Annotated in this window: 26 protein-coding genes and 1 riboswitch; of the genes, 18 read left to right on the top strand and 8 right to left on the bottom strand. The window is 59.7% G+C overall.

What is annotated here, in order from left to right:
* The first annotated feature begins 100 nt into the window (after positions 1-100).
* The 3 genes from OQ287_RS11655 to OQ287_RS11645 are packed head-to-tail and all read left to right on the top strand — an operon-like array spanning position 101 to position 1,680.
* Positions 101-865: an alpha/beta fold hydrolase gene (locus OQ287_RS11655; RefSeq protein WP_265896535.1), complete on the top strand. Its 765-nt coding sequence runs from the start codon at positions 101-103 to the stop codon at positions 863-865.
* A 57-nt stretch (positions 866-922) separates the two neighbouring features.
* Positions 923-1,417: a hypothetical protein gene (locus OQ287_RS11650; RefSeq protein WP_265896534.1), complete on the top strand. Its 495-nt coding sequence runs from the start codon at positions 923-925 to the stop codon at positions 1,415-1,417.
* On the top strand, positions 1,414-1,680 hold the full coding sequence (locus OQ287_RS11645; protein ID WP_250939075.1) for a hypothetical protein: 267 nt from the start codon (positions 1,414-1,416) through the stop codon (positions 1,678-1,680). Before OQ287_RS11650 ends, OQ287_RS11645 begins: the two co-directional genes overlap by 4 nt.
* A gap of 82 nt (positions 1,681-1,762) precedes the next feature.
* Here OQ287_RS11645 and OQ287_RS11640 read toward each other — a convergent pair whose 3' ends face one another.
* Positions 1,763-2,440: a pyridoxamine 5'-phosphate oxidase family protein gene (locus OQ287_RS11640; RefSeq protein WP_265896533.1), complete on the bottom strand. Its 678-nt coding sequence runs from the start codon at positions 2,438-2,440 to the stop codon at positions 1,763-1,765.
* A 108-nt stretch (positions 2,441-2,548) separates the two neighbouring features.
* On the opposite strand from OQ287_RS11640, the gene pdxR reads away from it, so the two are divergent.
* On the top strand, positions 2,549-4,030 hold the full coding sequence (gene pdxR / locus OQ287_RS11635; protein WP_265896532.1) for a MocR-like pyridoxine biosynthesis transcription factor PdxR: 1,482 nt from the start codon (positions 2,549-2,551) through the stop codon (positions 4,028-4,030).
* Between the two features lie 94 nt (positions 4,031-4,124).
* Here pdxR and mqo read toward each other — a convergent pair whose 3' ends face one another.
* Both mqo and thiC read right to left on the bottom strand, forming a co-directional pair.
* Positions 4,125-5,618, bottom strand: coding sequence for a malate dehydrogenase (quinone) (gene mqo / locus OQ287_RS11630; RefSeq protein WP_250939081.1), 1,494 nt, complete (start codon positions 5,616-5,618; stop codon positions 4,125-4,127).
* A gap of 391 nt (positions 5,619-6,009) precedes the next feature.
* Positions 6,010-7,896, bottom strand: coding sequence for a phosphomethylpyrimidine synthase ThiC (gene thiC / locus OQ287_RS11625; RefSeq protein ID WP_265896530.1), 1,887 nt, complete (start codon positions 7,894-7,896; stop codon positions 6,010-6,012).
* Positions 7,897-7,966: 70 nt separating this feature from the next.
* Positions 7,967-8,090: riboswitch (TPP riboswitch) on the bottom strand.
* A gap of 436 nt (positions 8,091-8,526) precedes the next feature.
* On the opposite strand from thiC, the gene OQ287_RS11620 reads away from it, so the two are divergent.
* The 4 genes from OQ287_RS11620 to OQ287_RS11605 all read left to right on the top strand — a co-directional run bounded on the left by OQ287_RS11620 (position 8,527) and on the right by OQ287_RS11605 (position 13,284).
* The gene (locus OQ287_RS11620) at positions 8,527-9,906 is read left to right on the top strand and encodes an SPFH domain-containing protein (protein WP_265896529.1); all 1,380 of its coding nucleotides are present in this window, start codon (positions 8,527-8,529) and stop codon (positions 9,904-9,906) included.
* Positions 9,907-10,073: 167 nt separating this feature from the next.
* Entirely contained in the window at positions 10,074-10,559 is a 486-nt protein-coding gene (locus tag OQ287_RS11615; RefSeq protein ID WP_250939087.1) for a YajQ family cyclic di-GMP-binding protein, read from the top strand.
* Between the two features lie 122 nt (positions 10,560-10,681).
* A complete protein-coding gene (locus OQ287_RS11610) occupies positions 10,682-11,548 on the top strand; it encodes a pirin family protein (RefSeq protein WP_250939089.1) in 867 nt (288 codons plus the stop codon).
* A gap of 119 nt (positions 11,549-11,667) precedes the next feature.
* The gene (locus OQ287_RS11605) at positions 11,668-13,284 is read left to right on the top strand and encodes an L-lactate permease (RefSeq protein WP_265896527.1); all 1,617 of its coding nucleotides are present in this window, start codon (positions 11,668-11,670) and stop codon (positions 13,282-13,284) included.
* Between the two features lie 45 nt (positions 13,285-13,329).
* Here OQ287_RS11605 and OQ287_RS11600 read toward each other — a convergent pair whose 3' ends face one another.
* Together OQ287_RS11600 and OQ287_RS11595 are read right to left on the bottom strand one after the other, a co-directional pair.
* Complete coding sequence (locus OQ287_RS11600; RefSeq protein ID WP_250939092.1) at positions 13,330-14,298, bottom strand: lysophospholipid acyltransferase family protein; 969 nt, start codon at positions 14,296-14,298, stop codon at positions 13,330-13,332.
* Between the two features lie 13 nt (positions 14,299-14,311).
* Positions 14,312-14,710 (bottom strand): VOC family protein, encoded by a 399-nt coding sequence (locus OQ287_RS11595; RefSeq protein WP_250939094.1) that lies wholly within the window; start codon positions 14,708-14,710, stop codon positions 14,312-14,314.
* A 212-nt stretch (positions 14,711-14,922) separates the two neighbouring features.
* Here OQ287_RS11595 and OQ287_RS11590 point away from each other — a divergent pair, with 212 nt between their 5' ends.
* A complete protein-coding gene (locus OQ287_RS11590) occupies positions 14,923-15,291 on the top strand; it encodes a hypothetical protein (RefSeq protein WP_265896526.1) in 369 nt (122 codons plus the stop codon).
* 2 nt (positions 15,292-15,293) lie between these two features.
* Here the strand turns inward: OQ287_RS11590 and OQ287_RS11585 are convergent, their stop codons facing one another.
* Genes OQ287_RS11585 through OQ287_RS11575 form a run of 3 tightly spaced genes read right to left on the bottom strand, consistent with a single transcriptional unit; the run spans position 15,294 to position 17,889 of the window.
* Positions 15,294-16,559, bottom strand: a complete 1,266-nt coding sequence (locus OQ287_RS11585; RefSeq protein WP_265896524.1) for an AGE family epimerase/isomerase — start codon at positions 16,557-16,559, stop codon at positions 15,294-15,296.
* Between the two features lie 35 nt (positions 16,560-16,594).
* Positions 16,595-17,251 (bottom strand): 2OG-Fe(II) oxygenase, encoded by a 657-nt coding sequence (locus OQ287_RS11580; RefSeq protein ID WP_265896523.1) that lies wholly within the window; start codon positions 17,249-17,251, stop codon positions 16,595-16,597.
* The gene (locus OQ287_RS11575) at positions 17,248-17,889 is read right to left on the bottom strand and encodes an NUDIX hydrolase (protein WP_250939102.1); all 642 of its coding nucleotides are present in this window, start codon (positions 17,887-17,889) and stop codon (positions 17,248-17,250) included. The genes OQ287_RS11580 and OQ287_RS11575 overlap by 4 nt, the downstream gene beginning before the upstream one ends.
* A 44-nt stretch (positions 17,890-17,933) precedes the next feature.
* Between OQ287_RS11575 and OQ287_RS11570 the strand changes: the two genes are divergently transcribed.
* From OQ287_RS11570 to rpoS, 9 genes are all read left to right on the top strand, one after another.
* Positions 17,934-18,503, top strand: a complete 570-nt coding sequence (locus OQ287_RS11570; RefSeq protein ID WP_250939104.1) for an NUDIX hydrolase — start codon at positions 17,934-17,936, stop codon at positions 18,501-18,503.
* Between the two features lie 106 nt (positions 18,504-18,609).
* Positions 18,610-18,936: a septum formation initiator family protein gene (locus OQ287_RS11565; protein ID WP_250939106.1), complete on the top strand. Its 327-nt coding sequence runs from the start codon at positions 18,610-18,612 to the stop codon at positions 18,934-18,936.
* Positions 18,933-19,625, top strand: a complete 693-nt coding sequence (gene ispD / locus OQ287_RS11560; RefSeq protein ID WP_265896520.1) for a 2-C-methyl-D-erythritol 4-phosphate cytidylyltransferase — start codon at positions 18,933-18,935, stop codon at positions 19,623-19,625. The genes OQ287_RS11565 and ispD overlap by 4 nt, the downstream gene beginning before the upstream one ends.
* Before the next feature lie 27 nt (positions 19,626-19,652).
* Entirely contained in the window at positions 19,653-20,135 is a 483-nt protein-coding gene (gene ispF / locus OQ287_RS11555; protein ID WP_250939110.1) for a 2-C-methyl-D-erythritol 2,4-cyclodiphosphate synthase, read from the top strand.
* Complete coding sequence (gene truD, locus OQ287_RS11550) at positions 20,132-21,166, top strand: tRNA pseudouridine(13) synthase TruD (protein ID WP_265896519.1); 1,035 nt, start codon at positions 20,132-20,134, stop codon at positions 21,164-21,166. Before ispF ends, truD begins: the two co-directional genes overlap by 4 nt.
* A 26-nt stretch (positions 21,167-21,192) precedes the next feature.
* A complete protein-coding gene (surE, locus tag OQ287_RS11545) occupies positions 21,193-21,966 on the top strand; it encodes a 5'/3'-nucleotidase SurE (protein WP_250939115.1) in 774 nt (257 codons plus the stop codon).
* Positions 21,963-22,898, top strand: coding sequence for a DUF368 domain-containing protein (locus OQ287_RS11540; RefSeq protein ID WP_265896517.1), 936 nt, complete (start codon positions 21,963-21,965; stop codon positions 22,896-22,898). The genes surE and OQ287_RS11540 overlap by 4 nt, the downstream gene beginning before the upstream one ends.
* A 9-nt stretch (positions 22,899-22,907) precedes the next feature.
* A complete protein-coding gene (locus OQ287_RS11535; RefSeq protein WP_265896516.1) occupies positions 22,908-23,816 on the top strand; it encodes a peptidoglycan DD-metalloendopeptidase family protein in 909 nt (302 codons plus the stop codon).
* Between the two features lie 102 nt (positions 23,817-23,918).
* Positions 23,919-24,902 (top strand): RNA polymerase sigma factor RpoS, encoded by a 984-nt coding sequence (gene rpoS, locus OQ287_RS11530; RefSeq protein ID WP_250939120.1) that lies wholly within the window; start codon positions 23,919-23,921, stop codon positions 24,900-24,902.
* The last annotated feature ends 34 nt before the right edge of the window (positions 24,903-24,936 follow it).

Raw genomic sequence — 24,936 nt, 5'->3', positions numbered from 1 at the left:
GCTCTAGCCATGGATGCGGCCTTGTGTTCTTTCTGTCCTTTGCCGTTCGTCGCCCTCCTTCTACGCTGAAGGTTCTTTTTCACGGACAGGATGTCTTCGAATGATGATTGCAATGGATCGCGGCCAGGGTGCACCGGCGCTGGTGCTGATGCATTTTTTTGGCAGTTCTCACCGCGAGTGGGATGGGGTGGTATCGCGGCTGGATGATTCCCTGCGGGTGGTGACGCTGGACATGCCAGGTTTTGGCACCGCCCATGATGTGGAAGGCTACGATGTGGCTGCGATGACCCGGCACGTGCAGGACGCCATCGAGCGCCTGGCGCTTGATAATGTGATTCTGGTCGGGCACTCCTTTTCCGGGCGTATCGCGATGACGCTGGCCGCGCAGCAGCCTGCCTGGCTTCAGTCGCTGGTGCTGGTGGCGCCGGCGCCACCCGGGCCACAGCCGGTCAGTGAGGAGGAGCTTGAGTTTCAGTTGGGCTTTGATTTCAGTGTTGAAAGTGCCCGTGAATTCATTGACGGGGCGATTGGCGTAGACATTGCTCCGGACCTGTATGAGCAGGCCGTGGAGGACGCGATGACGGCGCACCCGGCGGCCTGGCGGGCGTGGCCGGCGGCCACTTATGCCGAGGACTGGGCGGAGGTGGTGGGTATACTGAACGTGCCGGCCTGGGTACTGGTGGGCGACAGGGATCCCTCTCTACCGCCCTCGGTGCAGCGCGAGGCGGTAATGCCCCATCTGGCCCGTGGCTCGCTTGAGGTTTATGAGGGCATGGGGCATCTGTTGCCGATGGAAATGCCCGAGCAACTGGCGGCGCGGCTCAATGCCATTGCCGGGGTGGATGAGGTGCGGCGAGGTGCCTGATTGCATAACCTCGTGATTGCTTTAGGCTTGGTCGCCTGGGCAGAGAGGAATGAAACGATGATGTGGAAGTGGATCGGTTTTATGGGCCTGTTGGGATGGAGTGCGGCGGCGTCGGCAGATGTGCCGCTGATCTCGACAGATTACAACGAAGTGCAGGCGGTGTTTCGGGCCATGCTTCAGTCGCCGATTGAGGCGACGATCATACTCGGCCTGTCGCTTGCGTTGATTGCGGGCTGGGCCATGTCGCTGTGGCGCCGTGGCAAGGGTATTCTCAGTGTGTTTGTGGGAGTGGCCTTTTTGATACTCGCCGGGGATACGGTGTATGGGGTGCAGGTATTGATGTCGGATCAGCCCGTAGAGTGGATGAGTTTTGTCGAGAACAAGGCGTTGATCGCCTCTCTGGGGTCACTGCCCATCTACCGGTTGTATCTGGAGGCTGAGGTATTGCTGTTGATTGCAGGCGTAGCCGTGATGATGATCGCACTGACGGTGCTGGCCATGGCGTTCATGACCGCGTCCAAACCACGTGATACCGCGGAGGTGCGCTCATGATTCTGGCCTTTTTGGGCATGGCGCTGGTCACCGCGACCATTGCGTTGCTGGTGGCGGCGATGACGCTGTTTATCAGAGGTTACGCTGTCAGCTCGCTGACGATGCTGGGTGGGCTGTTGATGATCATCCTGCCGGTTTTCATCCAGAACTGGCACGGGTTTCTGCCGGTCACTCGTGAGATGACCTACGCCGTACTGACCCTGCCCGGCATGTTGATTGTGGTCTTCGGTATCTTTTTGACGCGGCGGCTGCCATTTCGGTAGCCCGTCGTGGTGCCATGAAAAAGCCCGGCATGCAGTGCCGGGCTTTTTCGTGAAGGGCGGGACGCCAGGCCGACGCGCCCCCTCACATCCCAGGCCAGGCCGGTGGCGGATACGCTGCTGTCTGCTTCGCATCCTGCTCCGGGGGTTGCCACTGGGGGATAACAGGCAGTACGCCGGCCCACACCGGCCAGTCCCGATCGGCGTCATCATCCAGTACGCCGTCAGCCCGTACCTTCATTGAAGCCTCATCGAGTTTGATACGCAGTATGCCCGTCGCCCGGGTTTCACTGTCGGTCACCGGGCGCAGCAGGGGCCAGCGCCCCGGGCTTATCTTTTCGACGAATCGCTCGAACTGATGTTTTTTCTGTTCCGGGTCGGTCACGGCCTCGGGTACGCCGTAGATCATGGCGGCACGGTAGTTGGCCGAATGATGAAAGGCCGAGCGGGCCATCACCAGGCCATCCAGGTGTGAAATGGTCACACATACCTTTTGGGTCGAGTGAGCGGCATCTGCAATGTTGGCGGCCTTGCCATGGCCGTGCCAGTAGAGATGGTTTCCATCGCGCCAGTGACAGGTGGGGATCACACGGGGTTGCCCGTTAACCACAAACCCCACATGACAGATCAGCGTCTGGTCAATGAAATCCAGCAGTGCCTGCCCATCATCGATGGCCCTGCCACGGCCACGCTTGACCGTCGTCAGTGGCGTGGCGCTCAGCGTCGGCGGTATGGCGTGTGTTAACGGGGTATCTGATGTCATGGTATACCTCTTGTGCCTGTCGATGTCCTGTCAGACTGTACCGGCAGCAGGCATGCTGAAACATGGCCACTTTTGAATCATTTTACCCGTCCAGACTGGTGCGCTCCCATGTCACGTACTGCCATTGTCAGCCTGAACTTTTCCCTGCAGGGGCAGGGCGGTCATTTTTATCGACAGCTTATCGATCAGATCGTGGAGTTCATCACCCAGGGTAAACTGAAGGCGCATGACCGGCTGCCCGGTAGTCGAGTGCTGGCTTCAAGCCTGGGCATCTCCAGAAGTACGGTGGTGAACGCCTATGATCAGCTCATCGCTCAGGGCGTGCTGGTCAGTAAGCACAAGAGTGGTGTATTCGTGGCCGAGCAGGCGGGGTATATCACTCAGTCGTCCCGGCCCGTAGTGAGCGATAGTGACACGGGGGAAACGCCACCACCCTCGGTCATCGGTTTCAGTTCCACCAGTGATGCCGGCCGGTTTCCTGAAAAGGCCTGGCTCAGAAGCCTTCGTACCAGCTGGGCGTCGGTAGACCCTCGGGTACTGGATGACAGTTGCCCCACCGGACTGCCCGACCTCAAACAGGCGATCTCGGATTATCTGTATCAGCTCAGAGGGCTTGCCTGTAGCCCGCAGCAGATTCTGATTACCGCAGGCAACCGTGATGCCCTGACGCTGTTGAGGCACGCGCTGGCGTCACTCAGCCCCGGCAGTGCGTGGATAACGGAAAACCCGGCGTATCCCCCCATTCATCGACTGCTGGAAAGCTGGCGGCCTGAAGGCAGTGCTCGGGCATCCATGGTCCTGCCGGTGGATGAGGAGGGCTGCTGCCTGCCCGATGAAACGCTCACCGGTGCCGCGCCCATTGTGCTGTTGACCCCTAACCGCCAGTACCCGACAGGGATCAGCCTGGGCCGGGCGCGTCGGCAGCAATGGCTTGCGCTGCTGCAGCAACGGCGGTGCTGGCTGATTGAGGACGACTACGACAATGAGTTCGTCTATAGCGGCAGGAGCACGGTGCCCATGATGCAGGCCGATGTGTCCGAACGGACCTTCCTGGTGGGTAGTCTTTCCAAGGTACTTTTCCGAGGCCTCAGGCTGGGGTTTATCGTGTCCCCCCCTGCCTGTTACAGCACACTTCTGGAAAGTCGCCGGCAATTGGGTGGTTCTGCGGCCCTGCCGATGCAGCCGGTAGTGGCTGAATTCATCAACAATGGCGAGTTTGCGCGCCACATCAACCGCATGCGACGGCATTACCGGCAGAAAAGGGATGAGTTGCTGCGGCTACTGGACCAGCATTTACGGCCCTGGTTTGACTGGCAGGCACCCTCGGGCGGCATGCACATCGTGATACGTTTCAGGGAGGCCATGTCGGCGTCTGGCCGGCTGTCGGAAACGGCGACGCGTGATCAGGTGGTGGCACGCGACTTGATGAATGAGGGCATTCGGTTGCAGCCCTTGTCATTGCATTTTGTGGGCGAGTCCGCCGATAGCCAGGGGTTCATTCTGGGGTTTACGGTGCCATCAATGGCGGCCATGTCCTGCATGGTGACGGCATTGAAGCGTTATCTGATCAGGGCAGATGCATCGGCCTGAAGGCGGGGAAGGTGGTGTATCAGCAGGGGCGGTGAGTACTGCCATGGTGCCGGGCATATTGCCCGGCACCATGACGCCTGCCATCTGGCTGGCGTCAGGCGGTAGGGTCGTTGATCTTGAGCGTCTGGTGCGTGCGATGGCGTACCTGGCGAAGCTGATCGGCATCAGTGGCCAGTGTGCCTGCCCGAACCGGTACGATCTCATTGAGAACGGCCTGCCATTCGGGGGAGCGAGCCTTCTCGGGGAAGCACCGCTCGAGCAGCCCAAGCATGATTGACGTGGCCGTCGAGGCGCCGGGAGAGGCGCCCAGCAGGGCCGCGAGCGAGCCGTCACCTGCAGCGACCACTTCGGTGCCGAACTGCAGAATGCCGCCCTTCTCCGGATCCTTCTTGATGATCTGAACGCGCTGGCCTGCTACCTCGATACGCCAGTCTTCATCCCTGGCATCCGGATAGAAGTCACGCAGGGCATCAACACGCTGGCTGTGCGTCTGGCGCACCTGTTCTACCAGGTACTTGACCAGATCAAAATTGTTTCTGGCTACCGAAAGCATCGGTGACAGATTGGAGCCGCTGACGGATTTCACCAGATCAAACACGGAACCGGTCTTGAGGAATTTGGTGGTAAAGCCCGCATAGGGGCCGAACAACAGGGATGGGGAGCCATCGACATTACGGGTGTCCAGGTGAGGCACGGACATGGGCGGCGAGCCGACGGAAGCCTTGCTGTAGACCTTGGCGAGGTGCTGTTTGACGATTTCCGGCTTGTCGCAGCGCAGCCACTGACCACTGACCGGGAAGCCGCCATAGCCGCTGGCTTCGGGAATATCGCTTTTCTGCAACAGGTGCAGGGCAGCACCACCGGCGCCGAGGAACACAAAGCGTGAGCGAAGAACGCGCTTGCGCCCGTCACTCGTGGTTGATTCGATTTTCCAGCGGCCGTCGCTTTCACGGGAAAGGTCGGTGACGGACTGGCCGGTGCTGACCTTGACCTGCTCATCCGGCAGGGCTTCAAGGCGCTTGAGCATCATGCGCGTTACGGCGCCGAAATCAACGTCGGTGCCGCCTTCGGACCGCGTGGCGGCCAGCCTTTCACCGTCGGACCGGCCTTCCAGCAGCAGCGGTGCCCAGGCACGAATCTGCTCACGGTCTTCAGTGAAGGACATATCCTCGAAGCAGTGGTGGGCCTGAAGGGCTTCATGACGCGCACGCAGGAAGTTGGCATCGCTTTCGCCACGCACAAAGCTCATGTGCGGTACGGGATGGATGAAGTCGGCGGGGTCGCCCAGATCGCCCTGCTCGACAAAGTAGCTCCAGAACTGCTTGGATTCCTCGAACATGGTGTTGATGCTGATGGCCTTGTCGATGTTGATGCTGCCATCCGGGGCCTGGGGGGTATAGTTCAGCTCGCACAGCGCCGCGTGACCGGTGCCTGCGTTGTTCCAGGCAAAGGAGCTTTCGCTGGCGGGCGTATCCAGACGTTCCAGAATTTCAATTCTGGATTCGGGTTCGAGGGCCTGAAGCAGGGTTGCCAGAGTCGCGCTCATGACGCCGGCACCTACCAGAACAATATCTACGGACTCATCCATAACGTGTGTCAATGTAAGATCCTGAAATTACGTGGCCGAGATCACAGGTGGGCAGCCTCCTGGGCGCTGCCTGTGCACTATCTTCCGAAACTCTATCCGGCGTGTGCGTTTGCCGTCATCTTCTGCCGGTCATGGTTTCCTGCATCGTCATGATACAAAACGATCTTTCCGGCACAGGTGACACCATGCCGCAGGAATAATAGCCTGTGTGCAGTGCACCATGGAAATATTTTGCGCTTCTTTTCCTTTGGATTCAAAGCGCATTTCCCGATACCGCACGATGAGCACATTCCCGCATCGATAAAACTCCGGGGCATGAAAAAACGCGTCTGCCGAGTTTATCGGCCGACGCGTCCTGGGGTGAACATGCAAATCAGCAATTCAGCGGCGTTCAGACCTCATTATATAGCTGGCTGCCTTCACGCCGGAACTTCTCGGCCTGCTCCTTCATGCCCTCGCGCATGGCCTGCTCGTCACCGTCGAGGTTATTGTCGCGTGCGTAGTCGCGCACTTCCTGGCTGATTTTCATCGAACAGAACTTCGGCCCGCACATCGAGCAGAAGTGCGCCACCTTGGCGGAATCCTTCGGCAGGGTTTCATCATGGAAGGCGCGCGCGGTATCCGGGTCGAGGGCGAGGTTGAACTGGTCTTCCCAGCGGAACTCGAACCGAGCCTTGGACAGCGCGTTGTCCCGGCGCTGTGCGCCCGGATGGCCCTTGGCAAGATCCGCGGCATGAGCGGCGATCCTGTAAGTGATGATGCCGGTCTTGACGTCATCCTTGTTGGGCAACCCGAGGTGTTCCTTCGGGGTGACGTAGCAGAGCATCGCACAGCCGTACCAGCCGATCTGCGCCGCGCCGATGCCGGAGGTGATGTGGTCATAGCCCGGCGCGATGTCGGTGGTCAGCGGCCCAAGGGTATAGAAGGGCGCTTCATCACAGCATTCAAGCTGCTTGTCCATGTTTTCCTTGATCATGTGCATCGGCACATGGCCCGGGCCCTCGATCATCACCTGAACGTCGTGCTTCCAGGCGATTTGCGTCAGCTCGCCCAGGGTTTCAAGCTCGGCGAACTGGGCTTCGTCGTTGGCATCATGAATGGAGCCGGGCCGCAGGCCATCGCCGAGCGAGAAGGCTACGTCATAGGCCTTCATGATCTCGCAGATCTCTTCGAAGTGCGTATAAAGGAAGCTTTCCTGATGATGGGCCAGGCACCACTTGGCCATGATCGAGCCGCCGCGAGAAACGATACCGGTCAGCCGTTTGGCGCTCATCGGCACGTGATGCAATCGAACGCCTGCGTGAATGGTGAAGTAATCCACGCCCTGTTCGGCCTGCTCGATCAGGGTGTCGCGGAAGATCTCCCAGGTCAGGTGTTCGGCCACGCCATTCACCTTTTCGAGCGCCTGATAGATCGGCACCGTGCCGATCGGTACCGGCGAATTGCGCAGAATCCACTCCCGGGTTTCGTGGATGTTCTGACCCGTCGAGAGATCCATGATGGTATCGGCACCCCAGCGGATGCCCCAGGTCATCTTGTCGACCTCTTCCTCGATCGAGGACGTGACCGCCGAGTTGCCGAGGTTGCCGTTGATCTTCACCAGGAAATTACGTCCGATGATCATCGGCTCGGTTTCAGGGTGGTTGATGTTGGCCGGGATGATCGCGCGGCCCCGCGCGATTTCCTCACGCACGAACTCCGGCGTGATCTCCTTGGGCAGCACCGCACCGAAGCCTTCACCGGCATGCTGCTGGCTCAGGAGGCGTTCCACTTCCTCCGACCCCAGGGCCTGGCGGCGCTGGTTTTCCCGTAGCGCAACGAATTCCATTTCCGACGTCACGATACCCTTGCGAGCGTAATGAAGCTGGCTGACGTTACGGCCATCTTTTGCGCGGCAGGGCGTTCGTTTCAGGTCAAAGCGAAGGGTGGAGGTGCGCGGATCGTTGGCGCGCTGCCTACCGTAGTTCGAGGAAAGACCGCTCAAACGCTCGGTATCACCACGTTCATCGATCCAGGCACGGCGGAGTTCCGGCAAGCCCTTTCGAATATCGATCAAGGCCTCGGGGTCGGTATAGGGGCCCGAGGTGTCGTAGACCAGCACGGGGGGATTTTCCTCGACGCCGTGTGAGGTGGTGGTCGGCGACAGGGTGATTTCCCGAAACGGCACCTGAATATCGGCGCGTGACCCTTGAAGGTAGACCTTGCGAGAGGCGGGCAGCGGCTGAATCGCGGCCTCATCGACGCGGGCGGATTCGGACAGAAACTGAGGGGTAGTCATGTGTGCTCCCATTGGCAATCAATGCCGGCTGGAGCGCAGGATCGGGAAGGCGAATGACGTCACGAAACGCACGGTATCGCCGCTTGATCCCTACGCCGGTACTAGCCGGATCAGGTTCATCGGGATCCACCGTGACGTTGTCTGGCAACGTAAGGTGATCTCAGCCGGTTCCACCGGCACCCCGTCAAGCAGCAATGGCCAGGCCATTGCCGGGTCAGTCTGTGCTGTTCGGCGCCGGGCGGTCAAGTCCTGTTCGGTGCCTTAACCTTGCACAAGGGGATATTGAATCTGAACGATGTCTAAAAACGCGCATGACCGCTTGATGGGAAAGCACCACGGGGAACCGCTACGGCCATTTGGCATGGCCCTGACGCGCTACCCATCAGCTCCAGGGAGGCCCATCGTGAATACCGAAATGTGCCTGCACGTGACCTGCCGGCGGGAATGGACCTTCTGGCAGAGGGAGGAGGGTAATTGCACGTTGTGGAAAACGCCTGGTTAATGCTTTCGACTTATAAAATTGAATCTTCCTTTTTAGTTGGGTTTTTATTAGATTTCGCCGCTTTATTTGATCGCTGGGAATGAAAAGTGGGCTACGACGATAATAATCATGATGAAAGGAAGGGCAACGTGCTCTGGGCATCAGGAGTGAAACTGCTGTCTGGAGGTCGAAAAGTGGTTGGGCTGGCCGTCGCCTCGCTAGTGGCGCTTTGTTTGATTCTGGCCTCTTTTTTCACGACGGAACTCGGCTACACCTATGTTGTTCAAGACACTCTGTTTGGGTCCACACGCGTATTTACCGAGCCTGGCGTGCATTTCAAGGTGCCCATGTTCTCCAATGTATACGTCTATGATCAGGCCATGACGCTTAACTTCGGCAACCAGGACAGCGGTGAAAAGGTTCGAGCGACACGTGAGCTTCCCGAGGTGCAGGTTCAGTTCGCGGACACGTATACGTCTCGAATTCCGGCCACGTTCCGCTTCAGGCTATCTTCCGATCCTCAGAAAATTATCGCTATGCACCGCGAATTTCGCGGATTTGACAATCTGATCGATTCGCTTTTGATCAAAAATGCCAAAAACGTCACGGTCGTGACCGGGACGCAGTACACCGGCGAAGAGTTCTTTCAGGGTGGACTCAACAAGTTCAAGGTTCAGCTGGAAGATCAGCTTCAAAACGGATTGTATGAAACCGAGCGCCGTCGGGTCGAAGTTGAGCAGACAGATATTGCTGCCGTTTCCTCGGTCAATGGCGATGGCGACCGACTCGAAAACAGGCGCCAACTCGTCTGGAAGAACATCATTTTAAAGGATAAGTCAGGCCAGGCTCGGCGCCTGGCAAACCCATTGGAATCGTACGGTATTCAGGTTCGACAGGTCACGATCGGTCGTCCTGTTCCGGAGCAGCGCCTGGATGAGCTTTTGAGTCAGAAAAAGGCGCTTGTTGCCAAGCGCATCACGGCGATTCAAGCGCAGGAAACCGCCCGCGCCGAAGCCAAGACAGCGCAGCTTGAAAAGGAAATCGAAAGGGCGCGCGCGATTCAGGATGCTCAGCGCACCAAGGAGCTGGCCATTATTGCAAAGCAGCGTGAGGTCGCGATGGAAGAGCAGCAGGCCAGGGTCGAGCAGGTGCGCAAGGAGAAGGAAAAAGCGGTCGCTGTGCTTGAAAAGCAGAAAGAGCTCGAAGTGGCACGGTCAGAGCGCGATATTCAAAAAGCCAATGCAGACGCTGCAACCTATGCAGCGAAAGCCATTCGCGAAAAGGGGCTTGCCGAGGCCGATGTGACCCGAGCGCGTTTGCAGGCACGTCAGCAGGCAAAGGACATCTACCTGGCCGAAATTCAGCGTGATATTGCACGAGTCATGTACCCAGCCCTTAAAGATACGACTATTGATATGCCTGATTACTATGTGGCTGGCGGAGCGGGTTCGGGTGCGCCGTTGAGCAGTCTTGATGTGTTTACGACGCTTGGTGCGTTGAAGCAGCTTCAAAAGGACGAGGCGCCTTGATTCCTTTTGTGCAACATATCAAAAACGCTGTGATTGCCCTGGTAGGGCTTTGTTATAGTCATGTTTAAAACTGGAACTCGGCGCCCGCTATCGTGTGCGGGCGCCTTTTTTAACGCTCAAATGCCGTACCGCCCATCTTTTATACTGCCGTTCAAAGGATTTTAATCATGCCGTCTTTCGATATCGTCTCCGAGTTTGATAAACATGAGGCTGCCAACGCGGTGGATCAGGCCAATCGCGAGATACAGACCCGTTTTGACTTCAAGGGCGTCAAGGCCAGCTTTACTTTGGAGGGGGAGGTGGTTCACCTTGAAGCCGAGGTGGATTTCCAGCTGCAGCAGATGCTGGATGTGCTGCGTAACAAGCTGATCAGCAGAAGCATCGATGCCCGCTGCATGGATGTGAAGGACCCCGAGCTGGCCGGCGTCAAGGCCCGTCAGGATGTGACCCTCAAGCAGGGACTTGAGCAGGAGGATGCCAAGCGCATCGTCAAGGAGATCAAGGCGTCAAAGGTCAAGGTTCAGGCCGCCATACAGGGTGACAAGGTTCGCGTGACCGGCAAGAAGCGTGATGACCTTCAGCAGGTCATGGCGCTGCTTCGTGGCGAGCAGGGGCCGGATCTGCCGCTGCAGTTCAACAATTTCCGCGACTAGATGTCTGACAGGCAGGGGCATCCCTGGCATTGATTCCGAACGCGCCGCCCCGGTATGGGGCGGCGCGCTTGCAGGTGCCTGCGGTCCGCGCCCATTACTTTCCATTCATCATGAGGTGACCCATGGCGACGCTTTTATCACGGCGCGTAATCAACCAGTATCCGGCCCATCGCGATGACATCGGCTCGCTGATTACCCGTCGGCCGTTACCGGGGCCCGGGATCGATCAGCTTGATCCGTTTCTTTTTCTCAATCACCACGGGCCGCAAACCTATCCGCCCGGCAATGCCGGTCTGCCGTTCGGGCCCCATCCGCACCGTGGCTTTGAAACCGTCACGTTTATCCTTGAGGGGGCACTTGCCCACGCCGACAGTGCGGACCATCACAGCGTGATAGAGGCGGGCGGGGTTCAGTGGATGACCGCTGGCAGTGGCATTGTCCATGCCGAGGTCTCTCCGCCGTCATTCATGGCGGAGGGGGGCGCGCTCGAGATACTGCAGCTGTGGATCAACCTGCCGGCTCGGCTGAAAATGTCGCCTCCCCGCTACCAGGGATTGAGCCGGGATGAGGTGCCTGTCATCTCGCCGGCATCCGGTGTGACACTGCAATTGATTGCCGGTGCGTGGGAAACGCATGCCGGGCCGGTGGACTCCCTGACCGGTATCTTCATGAGTACGGTAACGCTGGTGCCCGGGGCCCGGGTAACGCTGCCGGCTCCTGCCGGGCGGGCCGTCTTTTTATACATGGTCAGGGGGGCGGCTTCCCTTGAGGGAGATGTACTGAAGACGCACCACCTGATCGAGCTTGACCGCACCGGGGACGCGCTGACTCTGACGGCGCAGGAGCACACCACGCTGCTGTTTGGCCATGGTGATGTCATTGATGAGCCGGTCACTGCCAGGGGGCCGTTCGTGATGACGTACCCCGAGGAAATCCAGGTGGCCATCGATGACTATTACGCCGGCCGGTTCGGTGGGCTGACTCCTTGACGGGGGCCGGGGCGTGACAACAGGGCGCAGTCGCGGGACCACTTGTTCGGATTATACTTTAGTAGAGTTATTTGAAGGTCCGTGCCGAGTCATGCCGTCTTCCCGCGAGGAGCTGCGCCGTGTGGTATCAACATTATGACCCCTTGAACCATGCCGTACTGTCGGCATTCGTGGCTGCATTGCCGATTGTCTTTTTCCTGCTTGCCCTGACGCTGCTGAAATGGAAGGCGCTGACAGCGGCTGCCGTGACGCTGGTCATGTCGGCGCTGATGGCGGCGCTGTTGTTTCACATGCCGATGCCGGCGATTGTGATGTCGGCTTTGCTGGGGATCGCCAACGGTCTGTGGCCGGTGGGGTATATCGTGGTGATGGCGGTCTGGTTGTATCGGCTGGCAGTCAAAAGCGGCAAGTTCGATATCATCCGTGGCAGCATTGCCGGTATTTCCACGGATCAGCGTATTCAGGTGCTGCTGATTGCCTTCTGCTTCGGCGGGTTTCTGGAAGGGGCTGCGGGGTTTGGCGTGCCGATTGCCATTTGTGCGGCGCTGTTGGTGGAACTGGGCTTCAAGCCCCTTCGCGCTGCGATGCTGTGTCTGGTCGCCAATGCCGCTGCAGGGGGCTACGGTGCCATTGGTATTCCCATCATTGTCGGGGCGCGCCAGGCCGGTCTGACACCGTTTGATCTGGCCCCGATGCTGATCGTCATCCTGCAGCTGGCAACGCTCTTCATTCCGGCGTTGCTGGTGCTGATCCTTGATGGGGTGCGTGGGCTGCGGGAAACCTGGCCGGCCGTTGCGCTGGTTGGCATTCTGTTTTCAGGGCTGCAGTCCGCCACTCTTTACCTGCTGGGCCCCGAGCTGGTGGATATTCTTCCTCCGGTCGTCACCATGGGCGGGCTGGCGCTGCTCATGCGGGTCTGGCAGCCGCGGCGAGTTTATCGGGTAGAGGGCGCACCGGCACCGGCTGCCGGTCGCTTCAGTGCAAGAGCGGTGCTTCTGGCGTGGTCGCCGTTTTACATTCTGACCGGCGTTATTCTTGTCTGGAGCCTGCCCTGGTTCAAGGCACTGTGGGCCCAGGGGGGCGCGCTGTCGGAAGCCGTTGTCCGTCTTCCAGTGCCCTGGCTTGATCGTGCGGTGGCTGAACAGCCGCCCATTGCCGCGGCCGTTCATCCGCTGCCTGCCGTCTGGACGCTGGATATCGTCGGGGCGGCCGGGTCGGCCATTCTGCTGTCCGTCATGATCACCGTCGCCGTGACACGAGGCCTCAGGGCGAGCGACGCCATGAACCAATTAAAGGCTACCCTGACCGAGCTGCGCACACCGTTGATGACGATCTGCCTGGTCATGGCCGTGGCGTACGTGGCCAACTTCTCCGGTACATCCTCGACGCTCGGGCTGGCGCTGGCAGAAGCCGGGCGGGCCTTCCCGCTGATTTCACCGGGCATCGGCTGGCTGGGCGTATTCATTACCGGGTCCGTGGTCAACAACAATGTACTGTTTGCCCATTTGCAGGCCGTTACCGCCGAGCAGCTGGATATTGCCTCTGCGCTACTGGTGGCTGCCAATACCAGTGGCGGGGTCATGGCCAAGGTGATTTCGCCGCAGTCGATTGCGATTGCGGCCGGTGCGGTGGGGCTGGTCGGGCAGGAGTCGGCCATCATGCGACTGACTCTGAAATACAGTCTGTGGCTACTGGCCTATGCCGGGGCATGCACGCTGGCGCTATCGCTGCTATAGGCGGTGATGTGCGTCGCGACCGTGATGGCAGACGACAGGCATCCGTCAGCGGTGCCTGTCACTGTAAAGGCGCTGCTCTCGCCAGCCCGGCGCGTTTTCGCGCTGACCGGGAGTGCGTCGAAAGCGCTTGTATTCCCACTGGTATTGCACCGGATCCAGCGCGATGGCTGCCTCGACGCTGGCATTGACGCCGGCAGCCGAGCTGACGTCATCCGTGTCATACACCCGCTCATCGGCGGCAAGAAAATGAATCTCGAACCCGTCGCCGCCGGGACGCCGTCGCGCAACGCCGGTGACGACTCTGGCATCAGTACGGGCGACCAGTTTGGGCAGCAGAGTGGCGGTATAGGCCGGTCGGCCGAAAAAGTCAGCAAAGACGCCGCTGCCCCAGCTCGGCACCTGGTCGGGCAGGATGCCGATGGCTTCGCTGCGTTTCAGGGCCTTCAGAAGGGCCGAGACGCCCCGAGGCGTGGTGGGGACCAGTGATGCGCCCATGCGTTCACGGCCATGCCGGATGACCGGGTCCAGCGGGGCAATTCGGGGGGGTTCGTACATGGCTGTAAACGGGAAGTGACTCGAGAGCCAGAAGTTAAGGACTTCCCAGTTTCCAAAATGCGGGGCCAGTACAATGACGCCACGGCCGCTGGCTCGGGCCTGGTCCAGCAGCTCACGGCCGTGAACGGCCTTGATGGATGCCTCGACGTGTTCGGGCGGGGCCATCCAGGCAAACCCGAATTCCATGACGGTCGCAATGGAGTGGGTCAGGCTTTCCCGTGCCATTCGGCGATGGGTATCACGGTCAAGCGTGGGGTAGGCCTGTGCCAGGTTGACCCGGGTAATGCGCCGCTCGCGGGCGGCGAGGGTGCGATAGACCGGCTCGATCCGTTGGGTCAGCCGCCACAGTCGGGCCGTGGTCGAGGTGGACAGGTATCGCCACAGGCGGCCGATGACGGCGGCCTGCAGGCGGTCTTTGGCGGTAGACAGTCGTTGTGTCAGCTGGGAAAAGGTGCTCATGGCAGCCCGTATATCAGGCGGAAGTGGACGATGTGCGAACCGGGCGTGCCAGTTCAACCAGATTGCCGTCCGGGTCCCTCACATAAAAGGACGTCAGTTCGCCGGCGGCACCATGCCTGGGAACGGGGCCTTCCTCGATGGTGATATTCAATGCTTCAAGATGGCGTGTCAGTTCATCGACCGGCAGGGCGCTGATGAAGCACAGATCGGCACTGCCAGGCGTTGGCCGCGACGCCCGTGGGTGGGCCTCGAAGTCCGGACCGTGCAGTTTGATCTGAACACTGCCGGCGACCAGAAAGACACGGCCCTGCTCGCCATAGCGAACATCCAGGCCGAAGACACGGGTGTAGAAGTCCACGGTTCTGTCGATGTCGGCGACGTTGAGTACCAGATGATCAAGTCGAGTCAGCATGGGCAATAACCTCGCTGGGGCCGGGACCCGCCCGGTGCGGCGCGCTATTTACGCGTAATATCACTACTTTACTGAAATTTTTTCGTTATTTCCTGCCGCGTTTGACGGGGCAGGCTCCATACTTGCTTCACAGGCGGCAGGCCGTCAGGATAGCGCGCCGACCGCGACACCACCTTGATACACGATTTCATGGCAGTTATTGGGAGACATGCATGCGTACCCTGTTTAAAACGGCTCTATTGCTGGCCGCACTGATGACCATCTGGCTTGCATTGCTGGGCGGCGGTGGTCGTGCGTTGACCTCGGGTGCGGTGATTTTCATGATCTGGGGTGTGTCCCCCTATGCGGTGCTGTGGTCACTGGATCGGTGGCTCATGAAAGGTGCCGCGCCGCGGGTGATGCTGGCGCTGGGGCTGCTGATAAGCCTGCCGGGTATCTATGCGTATCTGGATATCATCTTTTTTCATCCGCACAACGACGGGGGGTTCACCTTTTTGATCACCCCGTTCATTCAGTGGATCATGGTGGTCGCCGGCGGTGGTGGCGTGTACTGGCTGCAGTACCGCCGGCGCATGAGCTGATGTCAGCGCAGCGTTTCGGGGTGGCGTTTCAGCCACTGAGCTGCGGTAGGTGCCTGAGGCAGGCGCGGGAACAGGGTTGCCTGCAGCGCATGATAAATATCCGGCTTGCCTGACCAGACGGTCGTGGAGGGCTGGTTGTATCGATCCAGCTCGTGATGCCAGCTGCCGTGATGTCGGTCAATCAGGTACAGATCAATATAATCCCAGAAGGTGCGGTACCAGTGCTCGTACACCGCGTGGCCGGTGCGGGCAAGCAGCGCGGCGGCGGTACAGACGCCTTCCGCCATGACCCAGTGCATGCGTTCATGCACAACAGGCTGCTGTGCCCAGTCCAGGGTGTAGACCATGCCGGGAGCGCCATCAGCGGACCAGCCTGCAAGGGCTGCGTCGAACAGTGCAGCCGCATCGCGGGCGAGCCAGTCCGGCGCCGTCCCTTCGTTCTTCAGCAGGGCCGCTTCAAGGTTGATCAATAATCGAGACCACTCAAGGCCATGGCCGGGGGTGACGCCGTAGGGGCGGAACGGGTCGCCGGGCTTGTCCTGGTTGTAGTCGCGCAGTGGCTGCCAGGCGTCATCGAAATGCTCGATCACATGATAACCGGCCTGGCGCGCATTATCGTGAATGAGGCGTTCGGCAATGGACAGGGCGCGGTGGCGCCATGCGGGGGCATTCAGTGCATCGGCAATGGCCAGAAAGGCTTCCACCGAATGCATGTTGCTGTTGGCGCCGCGGTAGGCTTCGCCCTCGGTCCAGAAACGGTCACTGTTTTCACGCATTGCGCCTTCATCATCACTCCAGAAGTGGGTGTCGATGATATGGCAGGCGTCGTTCAGAAGCTCATGCGCGCCGGGCCGCCCTGCCTGGGTGGCTGATGCTGCCGCCAGTCCGACAAAGGCATGCAGGTAGGCTTCCTTGGTATCGCTGGCCCCCGGCTCCTGAACCTCCGAAAACCAGCCGCCGGCCTCGTCATCATGAAACAGGGTGGTCAGCGCCTTCAGGCCATGATCCACCAGCGCCGCAGCTCCCGGAATACCCTGCAGGGCCGCCAGGGCGTAGACATGTGTCATGCGTGCAGTGACCAGTGTCTGAGGCCGACAGGCATTGTCCAGCCGCCCCTGTTCGTCCAGCCAGCCGAAGCCGCCATCAGGCAGGCGAGCGGCCTTGCCGAAGGCAATCAGCTGGTGCGTCTGTTCCCTGAGCCAGAGGTGATGCTCCGGTTGATCAAGCCAGTAGGTAGTGAATGTTCCGGTAAACGACTGCGCTGACATGATGGCTCCTTGACAAGGGTAGTAATAGGCGGTGCTCAGTGGGCAGGGTCGATGCGCCCACCCTGTGAGGCATTGCGGCGAAACCATCCGGCGATGCTGGCTCGGCTATGATGCGTTGGCAGCACTTCATGGGGAATGGTTTCCGATAGAAAGCAGACCAGGGTGCCTGCTTCAGGGCGTACCCGGCCGATTTCGCGGTCGGTGTCGTGTTCGTCAAACAGCACCATCTCTCCACCGCCGTCAGCCGGCCAGTCCTCGTTCAGATACAGCACGGTCGAAACCATGCGATTGGCTCGGTTCCTGAAGCTGTCCACGTGTTTCTTGTAGAAGGTTCCGGCCGGATAGCGAGCGAAATGGGCCTCGAATTCCAGAAGTCCCAGAAACAGGCTGTAGTTCAGGGCCTGGCGGAAGTGCTCCATGCGCATCAGCCAGTCCTGCTGTGCCGGCCCTGCCGGGTTGAGCCAGTAAATGCTGTCGCCACGAATATCATCGCGCAGCTGGTGGTCCTGGCCGCGTCCGATGCCGGCTCGGCTGAGCTGGTCGTGCTCATGCAGATGATCCAGCTCCAGGCGAAGGGCCTGAATGTGCTCTCGGCTGATAGCCTGGTGCTGTACGCCCCAGCCAAACGCCACAAGCTGGTCGATCAGTGCATCCTGACCGTCAATGGTCATGGGGGCGTCGGGGGTGGTCATGAATCGGTATCCTGTTGATAGGGGCGCTTGCGCCTGGGGGGGCGAGGGCGAAGATCACCCGCTGTGGGCGGATGTGACAGACTGACATCCACATGAAACCCCACGCGCAGCAACTCGATGATCATCATGGCGGACAGCCCCCAGAGCTGGGTGTCAGCCACGGTATAGCTGGGTACATAGAGTGTATCGGCGTTATCGAGTTCGATGACATCGGTCCAGGCGCGGTCATCGTCGATCAGTCGGGCCAGCGGAATTTCCAGCAGTCGGTCGATTTCCGCGGGGTTGATGGCAAGGGTTGGCTGGGCGGGAATCAGCCCGACAAACGGTGTCACGATAATGCCATTGATTGAAATGCAGTCACTCAGCCGGCCGATGAGGGTAATACTGGTGCGAGGCAGCCCGATTTCCTCTTCGGTTTCCCGCAGGGCGCATTCCTCCAGGGTTTCACCCGGGTCCAGCTTGCCCCCTGGAAAGGCTACCTGGCCTGCGTGGCTTGAAAGCCTGGCACTGCGCTGGGTCAGCAGCAGGCGGGGTTCTGGTTCATCATGCAGGGGAATCAGAACGGCGGCCCGCGGGCGCTCCCCCTTTATACGTTGAGGGTGATAGGCTTGCAGTCGTTGCTCAAGGGTCTTTAACATGCCGAACGTTTTCCTGACATTCTACCAGGCACGGGAGCGCCATCATGAATTTCTGCAGTGAATGTGGCGCGCCGGTGCGCTTCGAGATTCCTCGCGGTGATGATCGCCCGCGCCATCTGTGTCATCACTGTGGCACGGTGCACTATCAGAATCCACGTATTGTCGCTGGAACCGTTCCGGTACAGGACGGGCGGGTGCTGTTGTGCCGTCGGGCCATCGAGCCACGCCATGGTTACTGGACGCTGCCTGCCGGCTACATGGAAAACGGCGAGTCGACCGAGGATGCCGCCCGCCGGGAAACCCGTGAGGAAGCCGGAGCCGAGGTCGTCATGCAGGGGCTTTATACCCTGATTGATCTGACCCATATCAATCAGGTCTACATGATGTTTCGAGCAGATCTGGTCGGCGGGTTCGAGGCCGGTACGGAGAGTCTTGAAGTCGCCCTGTTTGACGAACGGGACATTCCCTGGGAGACGCTGGCCTTTCCCACCATCCGACGTACGCTTGAGCATTTTTTTGAAGATCGCCGTCGGAACCACTTTCCCCTGCACGCCAGTACCATCGACCAGCCCATGGCTCGACAGACGCCAGAGAATCAGCCTGCCGATAAATAGTGCCGGTTTGCGCCTGCGAAGGTTCGGGGATAATGGCATAATCCCGCGATCAACACAGAGGGCCGGACAGGCCCTTTGACCGGACACGACCCACAACGGATGTCTCATGCTGAAATGGCTTTCGATCGCGCTGGTAGCGCTGCTCGGCATACTCCAGTACCACCTCTGGTTTGATGAGGGCGGTTTTATCGAGTGGCATCGGGTGATGTCCCGAGCCGATACGCTGGCCGAGTCCAATGCTGTCCTCAAGGCGCGTAACGAGCGTCTGGCCGCCGAGGTCATCGATCTCAAGAACGGCCTGGGGGCCGTGGAGGAACGGGCACGCAATGATCTGGGAATGGTGCGCGGTGACGAACAGTTCTTCTGGGTGCCCGGTGTCACCGTCGATGCGACCGAGGAAGCCAGAAACAGCCCGCCGGAGCCTCGCTCATGACCCTGTTTCTTGTCGTGCCGGCAGCCGGCGTCGGCAGCCGGATGAAGGCCGACCGGCCCAAGCAGTATCTGCTTCTTCAGGGGCGGCCACTGATGGCACACACGCTTTCCCGCCTTCATGATGCCTTTCCGGAAGCCGTGCTGGTGCTGTGCCTGGATCATGAAGACGACCGCTTCGACGCGTCCATGGTGCCCTTTGCCCGCTGGCAGCGTGTGCGTGGCGGGGAAACCCGTGCCGAGTCAGTGCGGGCGGGCCTCGCTTCCGTGGCCGAGCAGGCTGCGCCGGATGACCTGGTTCTGGTTCACGATGTAGCCCGCCCCTGTGTGCAGGTAGAAGACCTGTATCGTCTTCATGCGGCCGCCGGCGAGCACGCCGATGGTGCCCTGCTGGCTGCTCCGGTGGCCGATACCATGAAGCGGGCCGATGACTGTGGCGGTGTACTGCGCACTGAATCACGCGCGCACCTCTTTCATGCACTGACCCCCCAGGGGTTTCGCTATGACCTGTTGTGCCAGGCACTGGATGCTGCCCGGGCCGGGGGCGTAGAGGTGACCGATGAGGCCTCGGCCATTGAAGCACTGGGCCGTTCGCCGCGTTTGGTGCCTGGACGTCGTGACAATATCAAGGTTACGCATCCCGAGGATCTCGCGTTGGCGGGAGCGCTACTGGCCCTGCCAGGCGGCGACTGATTTCGAATTGCTTTTCAAGGACGGTTCATGACATTACGTATTGGTCACGGTTTCGACGTGCATCGCTTCGGGCCGGGGGATCATCTGATGATCGGCGGCGTGCGCCTGCCATTCCATCATGGGTTTGTAGCCCACTCCGATGGTGATGTGCTGTTGCATGCCATCAGTGATGCATTGCTCGGGGCCTGCGCTCTGGGGGACATCGGTCAGCACTTTCCTGATACCGATGACGCCTGGAAGGGCGCGGACAGCCGCATGCTGTTGCGTGAGGTCTATCGGCTGGTATGCGATAAGGGCTACCGGCTGGGTAACCTGGACGCAACCCTGTTGGCACAGCTGCCCAAAATGGCGCCGCACATCGACGCCATGCGGACTTGTATTGCCGAGGATCTCGGTGTCAGCATCGGTCAGGTCAACGTCAAGGCCACGACCACGGAAACGCTGGGGTTCACCGGCCGCGGTGAGGGCATTGCGGCGGAAGCGGTCGTGCTGCTGACGGAGGCCCTGTGAGCGGCATTCTGCCGGAGTGGCCTCGCTCCTTCGGGTTGCCGGTGGGGCCGGCACGGTACCGGCAGCATCCCGACCATTTTCAGGTAGAAGAGCAGCTGGGGTTCGAGCCGGAAGGCGACGGCGAGCACTGGTGGCTTTTCATCGAAAAAGCAAACCTCGGGACGCTGGAAATGGCTCGTCGGCTGGGTCAGTTGCTGGACGTGGAACTGAAGGATATCGGTTACAGCGGACTGAAGGACCGGATGGCACTGACGCGCCAGTGGTTTTCGATCTGGCTGCCTGGACGCCCCTTGCCGACAGACCCGGCGACGCTGGTGGAGAGTGCCGGCGGGCGGTTGTTGAATGCCGGCCGTCATCGTCGCAAGCTCAAGCGAGGTGCTCATCGCGCCAACCGGTTTTATCTACGTCTTGAAGGCGAGTGCGTCATGACTGACGCCTTTGATGCGCGCTGGGAGCAGTTGCTGGATGACGGCGTACCCAACTACTTCGGCCCCCAGCGGTTCGGCGTCGGCGGCGAGAACCTGCGTCGGGCGCGTCAGGTCATGGATCGGGGCTGGCGGCGTCGCGATGACCGTCAGGGCATGCTGCTTTCAAGTGCCCGAAGTTTTCTCTTCAATGAGGTGCTGGCCGAGCGCATTGATCTTGGATGCTGGAACCAGGCACTGGAAGGTGATGTCTTCATGCTGGAAGGGTCACACAGTCACTTCGCCAGTGACGGGCTTGATGAGCGTCTTCGCCAGCGGGTGGCCACGCTCGACATTCACCCGACAGGCCCGTTGTACGGCACGGGACGTTCTGGTACGTCGCAGACGGCGGAGACGCTTGAACGCGATGTACTGCACCGTCATGAGTCTCTGGCCGGTGGCATCGAACGTGCCCGGGCCGAGGCGGGCCGACGTGCCCTTCGTGTGCGGGTTGAGGCGGGACGACTACTGCGTGACGAGACCGGTACGTGGCTTGGCATGACGTTGCCACGAGGTGCCTTTGCGACCGCTGTGCTGCGCGAGTTGATCGACCATCCAACCCTGTAATCCTGCCTGAAGGGCCGGGAGATTCGATGAAAAAACTGCTGCTTTCCAACGATGACGGTGTCCACGCCGGTGGGCTTCGCGCCCTGTACGAGACACTGTCCGGCGCGTTCGAGGTGCGGGTCGTGGCGCCCGATCGAGACAAGAGCGGGGCAAGCAACTCGCTTACACTGTCGCGCCCCCTGTCAGTCAATACGCTTGAAAACGGCTTTCACTATGTAGATGGCACACCGGCAGATTGCGTGTATCTGGGCGTCAGTGAGCTGTGGCCGGATACGCCCGACATGGTGGTGGCCGGCATCAATCACGGTGGAAATCTGGGGGACGATGTCCTGTATTCCGGCACCGTGGCGGCAGCCATGGAAGGACGTTCGCTCGGGCTTCCTGCCATGGCCGTTTCCCTGTGCGGCAATACGCATTTCGAAACGGCAGCACGGGCGGCGGCGGTACTACTATCCGGTGCTGACCGATTGTCATTGCCACCTCGCAGCCTGCTCAACGTCAACGTGCCCGATGTGCCCTGGTCGGAGATCAAGGGATTTCGTGTGACTCGACTGGGCCATCGCGGGCCGGGCGATCAGCCTCTGGAAGTCCGTGATCCGAGAGGGCGGGCAAGGTACTGGATCGCGCTGGCCGGCAGCAATGCCGACGATGGCGGCGACACTGATTTTGCCGCGGTCAGCGAACAGTGGGTATCGATTACACCGTTGATGACGGATCTAACGCGCCATTCGGCATTGGCCGATGTCGCGGATTGGCTGTCGTCACCGGGCATTATTCATGTAAAGGAGCAACAGGTGTGAAGCGAGCGTTATCGTTGTATTTAAAGGGTGCCGGCATGGGGGCCGCGGATGCTGTACCGGGCGTTTCCGGCGGTACCATCGCCTTTGTTACCGGTATTTATGAAGAGCTGATTCATACCATTAAATGCTTTGGCCCCGAGGCTGTCGGCGTCTGGCGTGAAGGCGGGTTGCCCAGACTGTACGAGTTTCTCAATATCGGTTTTCTGGTGCCCCTGATGCTGGGGATCCTGACCAGCCTGATCACTGTGGCGCATGTCGTTACCTGGTTGATGGACGCGTATCCGCTGCTACTGAATGCCTTCTTTTTCGGGCTGGTACTGGCCTCGGCCTTTGTCGTGGCACGCCGATTGACGCACTGGCATGTTGCTCATCTGGTACCGCTGGTGCTGGGCGGGATACTGGCCTGGTACCTGCCGAATCTGCTGCCGGCCGGTAACAGCAGTGGCTGGATGCTGTTCTTCGCGGGAGCGATTGCGATCAGTGCCATGTTGCTTCCCGGTGTCTCCGGCAGTTTTCTGCTGTTGACCATGGGGATGTACGGTACGGTCATGAGTGGTATCAAGGGGTTTGACCTGGTATTGATCGTCAAGTTTGCGCTGGGATGTCTGGTCGGGCTCTTCACGTTTTCGCGTCTGCTGTCCTGGCTGTTCAGGCACCATCATGCAATGACGCTTCAGCTGCTGATCGGCTTTATTCTCGGGTCCCTGCCAACGCTCTGGCCCTGGAAGACCCTGACGGCGTACCGGTTGTCTGACAAGGGCGAGAAGATTCCGCTGGATCATCAGCTGCTCATGCCGGAACATTATTCGGCGCTGACCGGTGAGCCGTCGCATTTGGCAATGTCGCTGGTATTGATGGTCATCGGGATGGGGCTGGTCATTTTGCTGGGTGAGCGCAATGCGCCGTCATCAGCTGAAACGACAACTCGTTAAGGATATGCAATGAGTAACTACAAACTGGCCGGTTCACTGGCTGCAGTTCTGCTTCTGGCCGGCTGTGGTACCAATGCCACGGCGCCTCAGGTGCAGGACCTGTCCTTCAATCGGCAGCAGGCTGACAAGCCCGTTTCCTATCAGGTTCATCGCGGCGATACCCTGTACAGCATTGCCTGGCAGCATGATGTCGACTTCAGACAGCTGGCCGCGCTGAATAATATCGAGGCCCCTTACAACCTTCGCCCCGGGCAGACGCTGAGGCTCTCGGCGGCGGGCGATGCAAGTACACCGACGGTGGCATCCTCCCAGGGGGCTACGACGTCACCGCTGGGCAGCAGCAGTGATGACACGGATGATTCCTGGCTTGTTACCTCGGATGCAGAGGATGCCGATGGCGCAGTTGACGCCTCCGGCACCCTGCCCCCGGCCGGACAGCCGAGCAGCAGTACGGTCGATAGCAAGGGCAATGATGTCGGTACGGCCGTGGCCGGGGAAACGACCGCTGAAAAGCCGGCGAAACAGCAGTATTCGCCGGTGGCCAATGTCGCGTGGCAATGGCCTGTAAAAGGCAAGGTAGTGGGTGATTTTACCCAGTCTCGAAATATAACAGCAGGCATTGATATTGCCGGTCAAAAGGGGCAGTCTGTGAAAGCTGCAGGCCCGGGCATTGTTGTTTACGCGGGCAACGGTGTTCGTGGTTACGGTAACCTGATCATCATCAAACACAACGATCATTTCCTCAGTGCCTATGCACACAATCAGTCATTGAACGTAAAGGAAAATGACGTTGTCAGTGCCGGTCAGACCATCGCCACGATGGGTAACAGTGATGCTGATCAGGTGGCCCTTCACTTTGAAATACGCAAGGATGGACAACCTCAGGATCCGCTGAACTATCTGCCGGATCAGGCCTGAGCAATACCGAGCGCGCGCCGCAACCCGCGCCCGATTATAAAAAACAGGCGTAGACACCCGATTCCGGGCAACGGAAGCTTCGAATGAAAAGGGGTAAGAGCTATGACGGTAGCAGAACGAGATATACAGGACGTAAATCTTGATGACGCAGATGAGGAGTTGAATCTGGAAGGCAGCGATAACGCCGCCACTGAAGAAGCAGAAGCCTTTGAAAAGGCTCTGCATCGGGAAGAGCGTCAGGCCAGTCAAAGCCTGGATGCCACCCAGATTTATCTCAATGAAATCGGGTTTTCACCCCTGCTGACGCCGGAAGAAGAAGTCTACTACGGTCGACTGGCCCGCAAGGGCGACCCGGCAGGTCGGCAGCGAATGATCGAATCCAACCTCCGGCTGGTCGTCAAGATTTCACGCCGCTATCTGAACCGGGGGCTGACGCTTCTGGACCTGATTGAAGAGGGCAACCTCGGGTTGATCCGGGCGGTCGAGAAATTTGACCCGGAGCGTGGCTTCAGGTTTTCAACCTACGCGACCTGGTGGATTCGGCAGACAATTGAACGGGCCCTGATGAACCAGACCCGTACCATTCGTCTTCCCATTCATGTCGTCAAGGAGCTCAATGTCTACCTGCGCGCCTCGCGCGAGCTGACACAGAAGCTGGATCATGAGCCGACGGCGGACGAGATTGCAGAACATCTCGACAAGCCTGTTGCCACCGTCAAGAAAATGATGGGGCTCAACGAGCGGGTATCCTCGGTGGATTATCCGGTCGGGTCGGAAGGTGACAAGCCACTGATCGATACCATTGCCGACGAGAATGAGTCCGGCCCTGAATCCGATCTGGTGGATTTTGACGTCAAGGCCCACGTGGATGAGTGGCTGGCTGAGCTGACCGAAAAACAGATGGAAGTGGTGGTACGTCGCTTTGGTCTGCGCGGTCATGAAGCGGCAACACTTGAAGATGTCGGCGCGGAAATCGGCCTTACCCGTGAGCGGGTCAGGCAAATCCAGGTCGAGGCACTCAAAAAGCTCCGCAAGGTGCTCGAGGCGCAGGGCCTGTCGCTGGAATCCATTTTCGACCAGTCGTAGCGCGCGATGTAAATCATCTCCCTTTCGGGCGGGC

It is taken from the genome of Larsenimonas rhizosphaerae (assembly GCF_026240105.1).
Lineage (GTDB): Bacteria > Pseudomonadota > Gammaproteobacteria > Pseudomonadales > Halomonadaceae > Larsenimonas > Larsenimonas rhizosphaerae.
The sequence above is the reverse complement of the archived record's forward strand: the minus strand, read 5'-3'. Positions and strand labels throughout refer to the sequence as shown.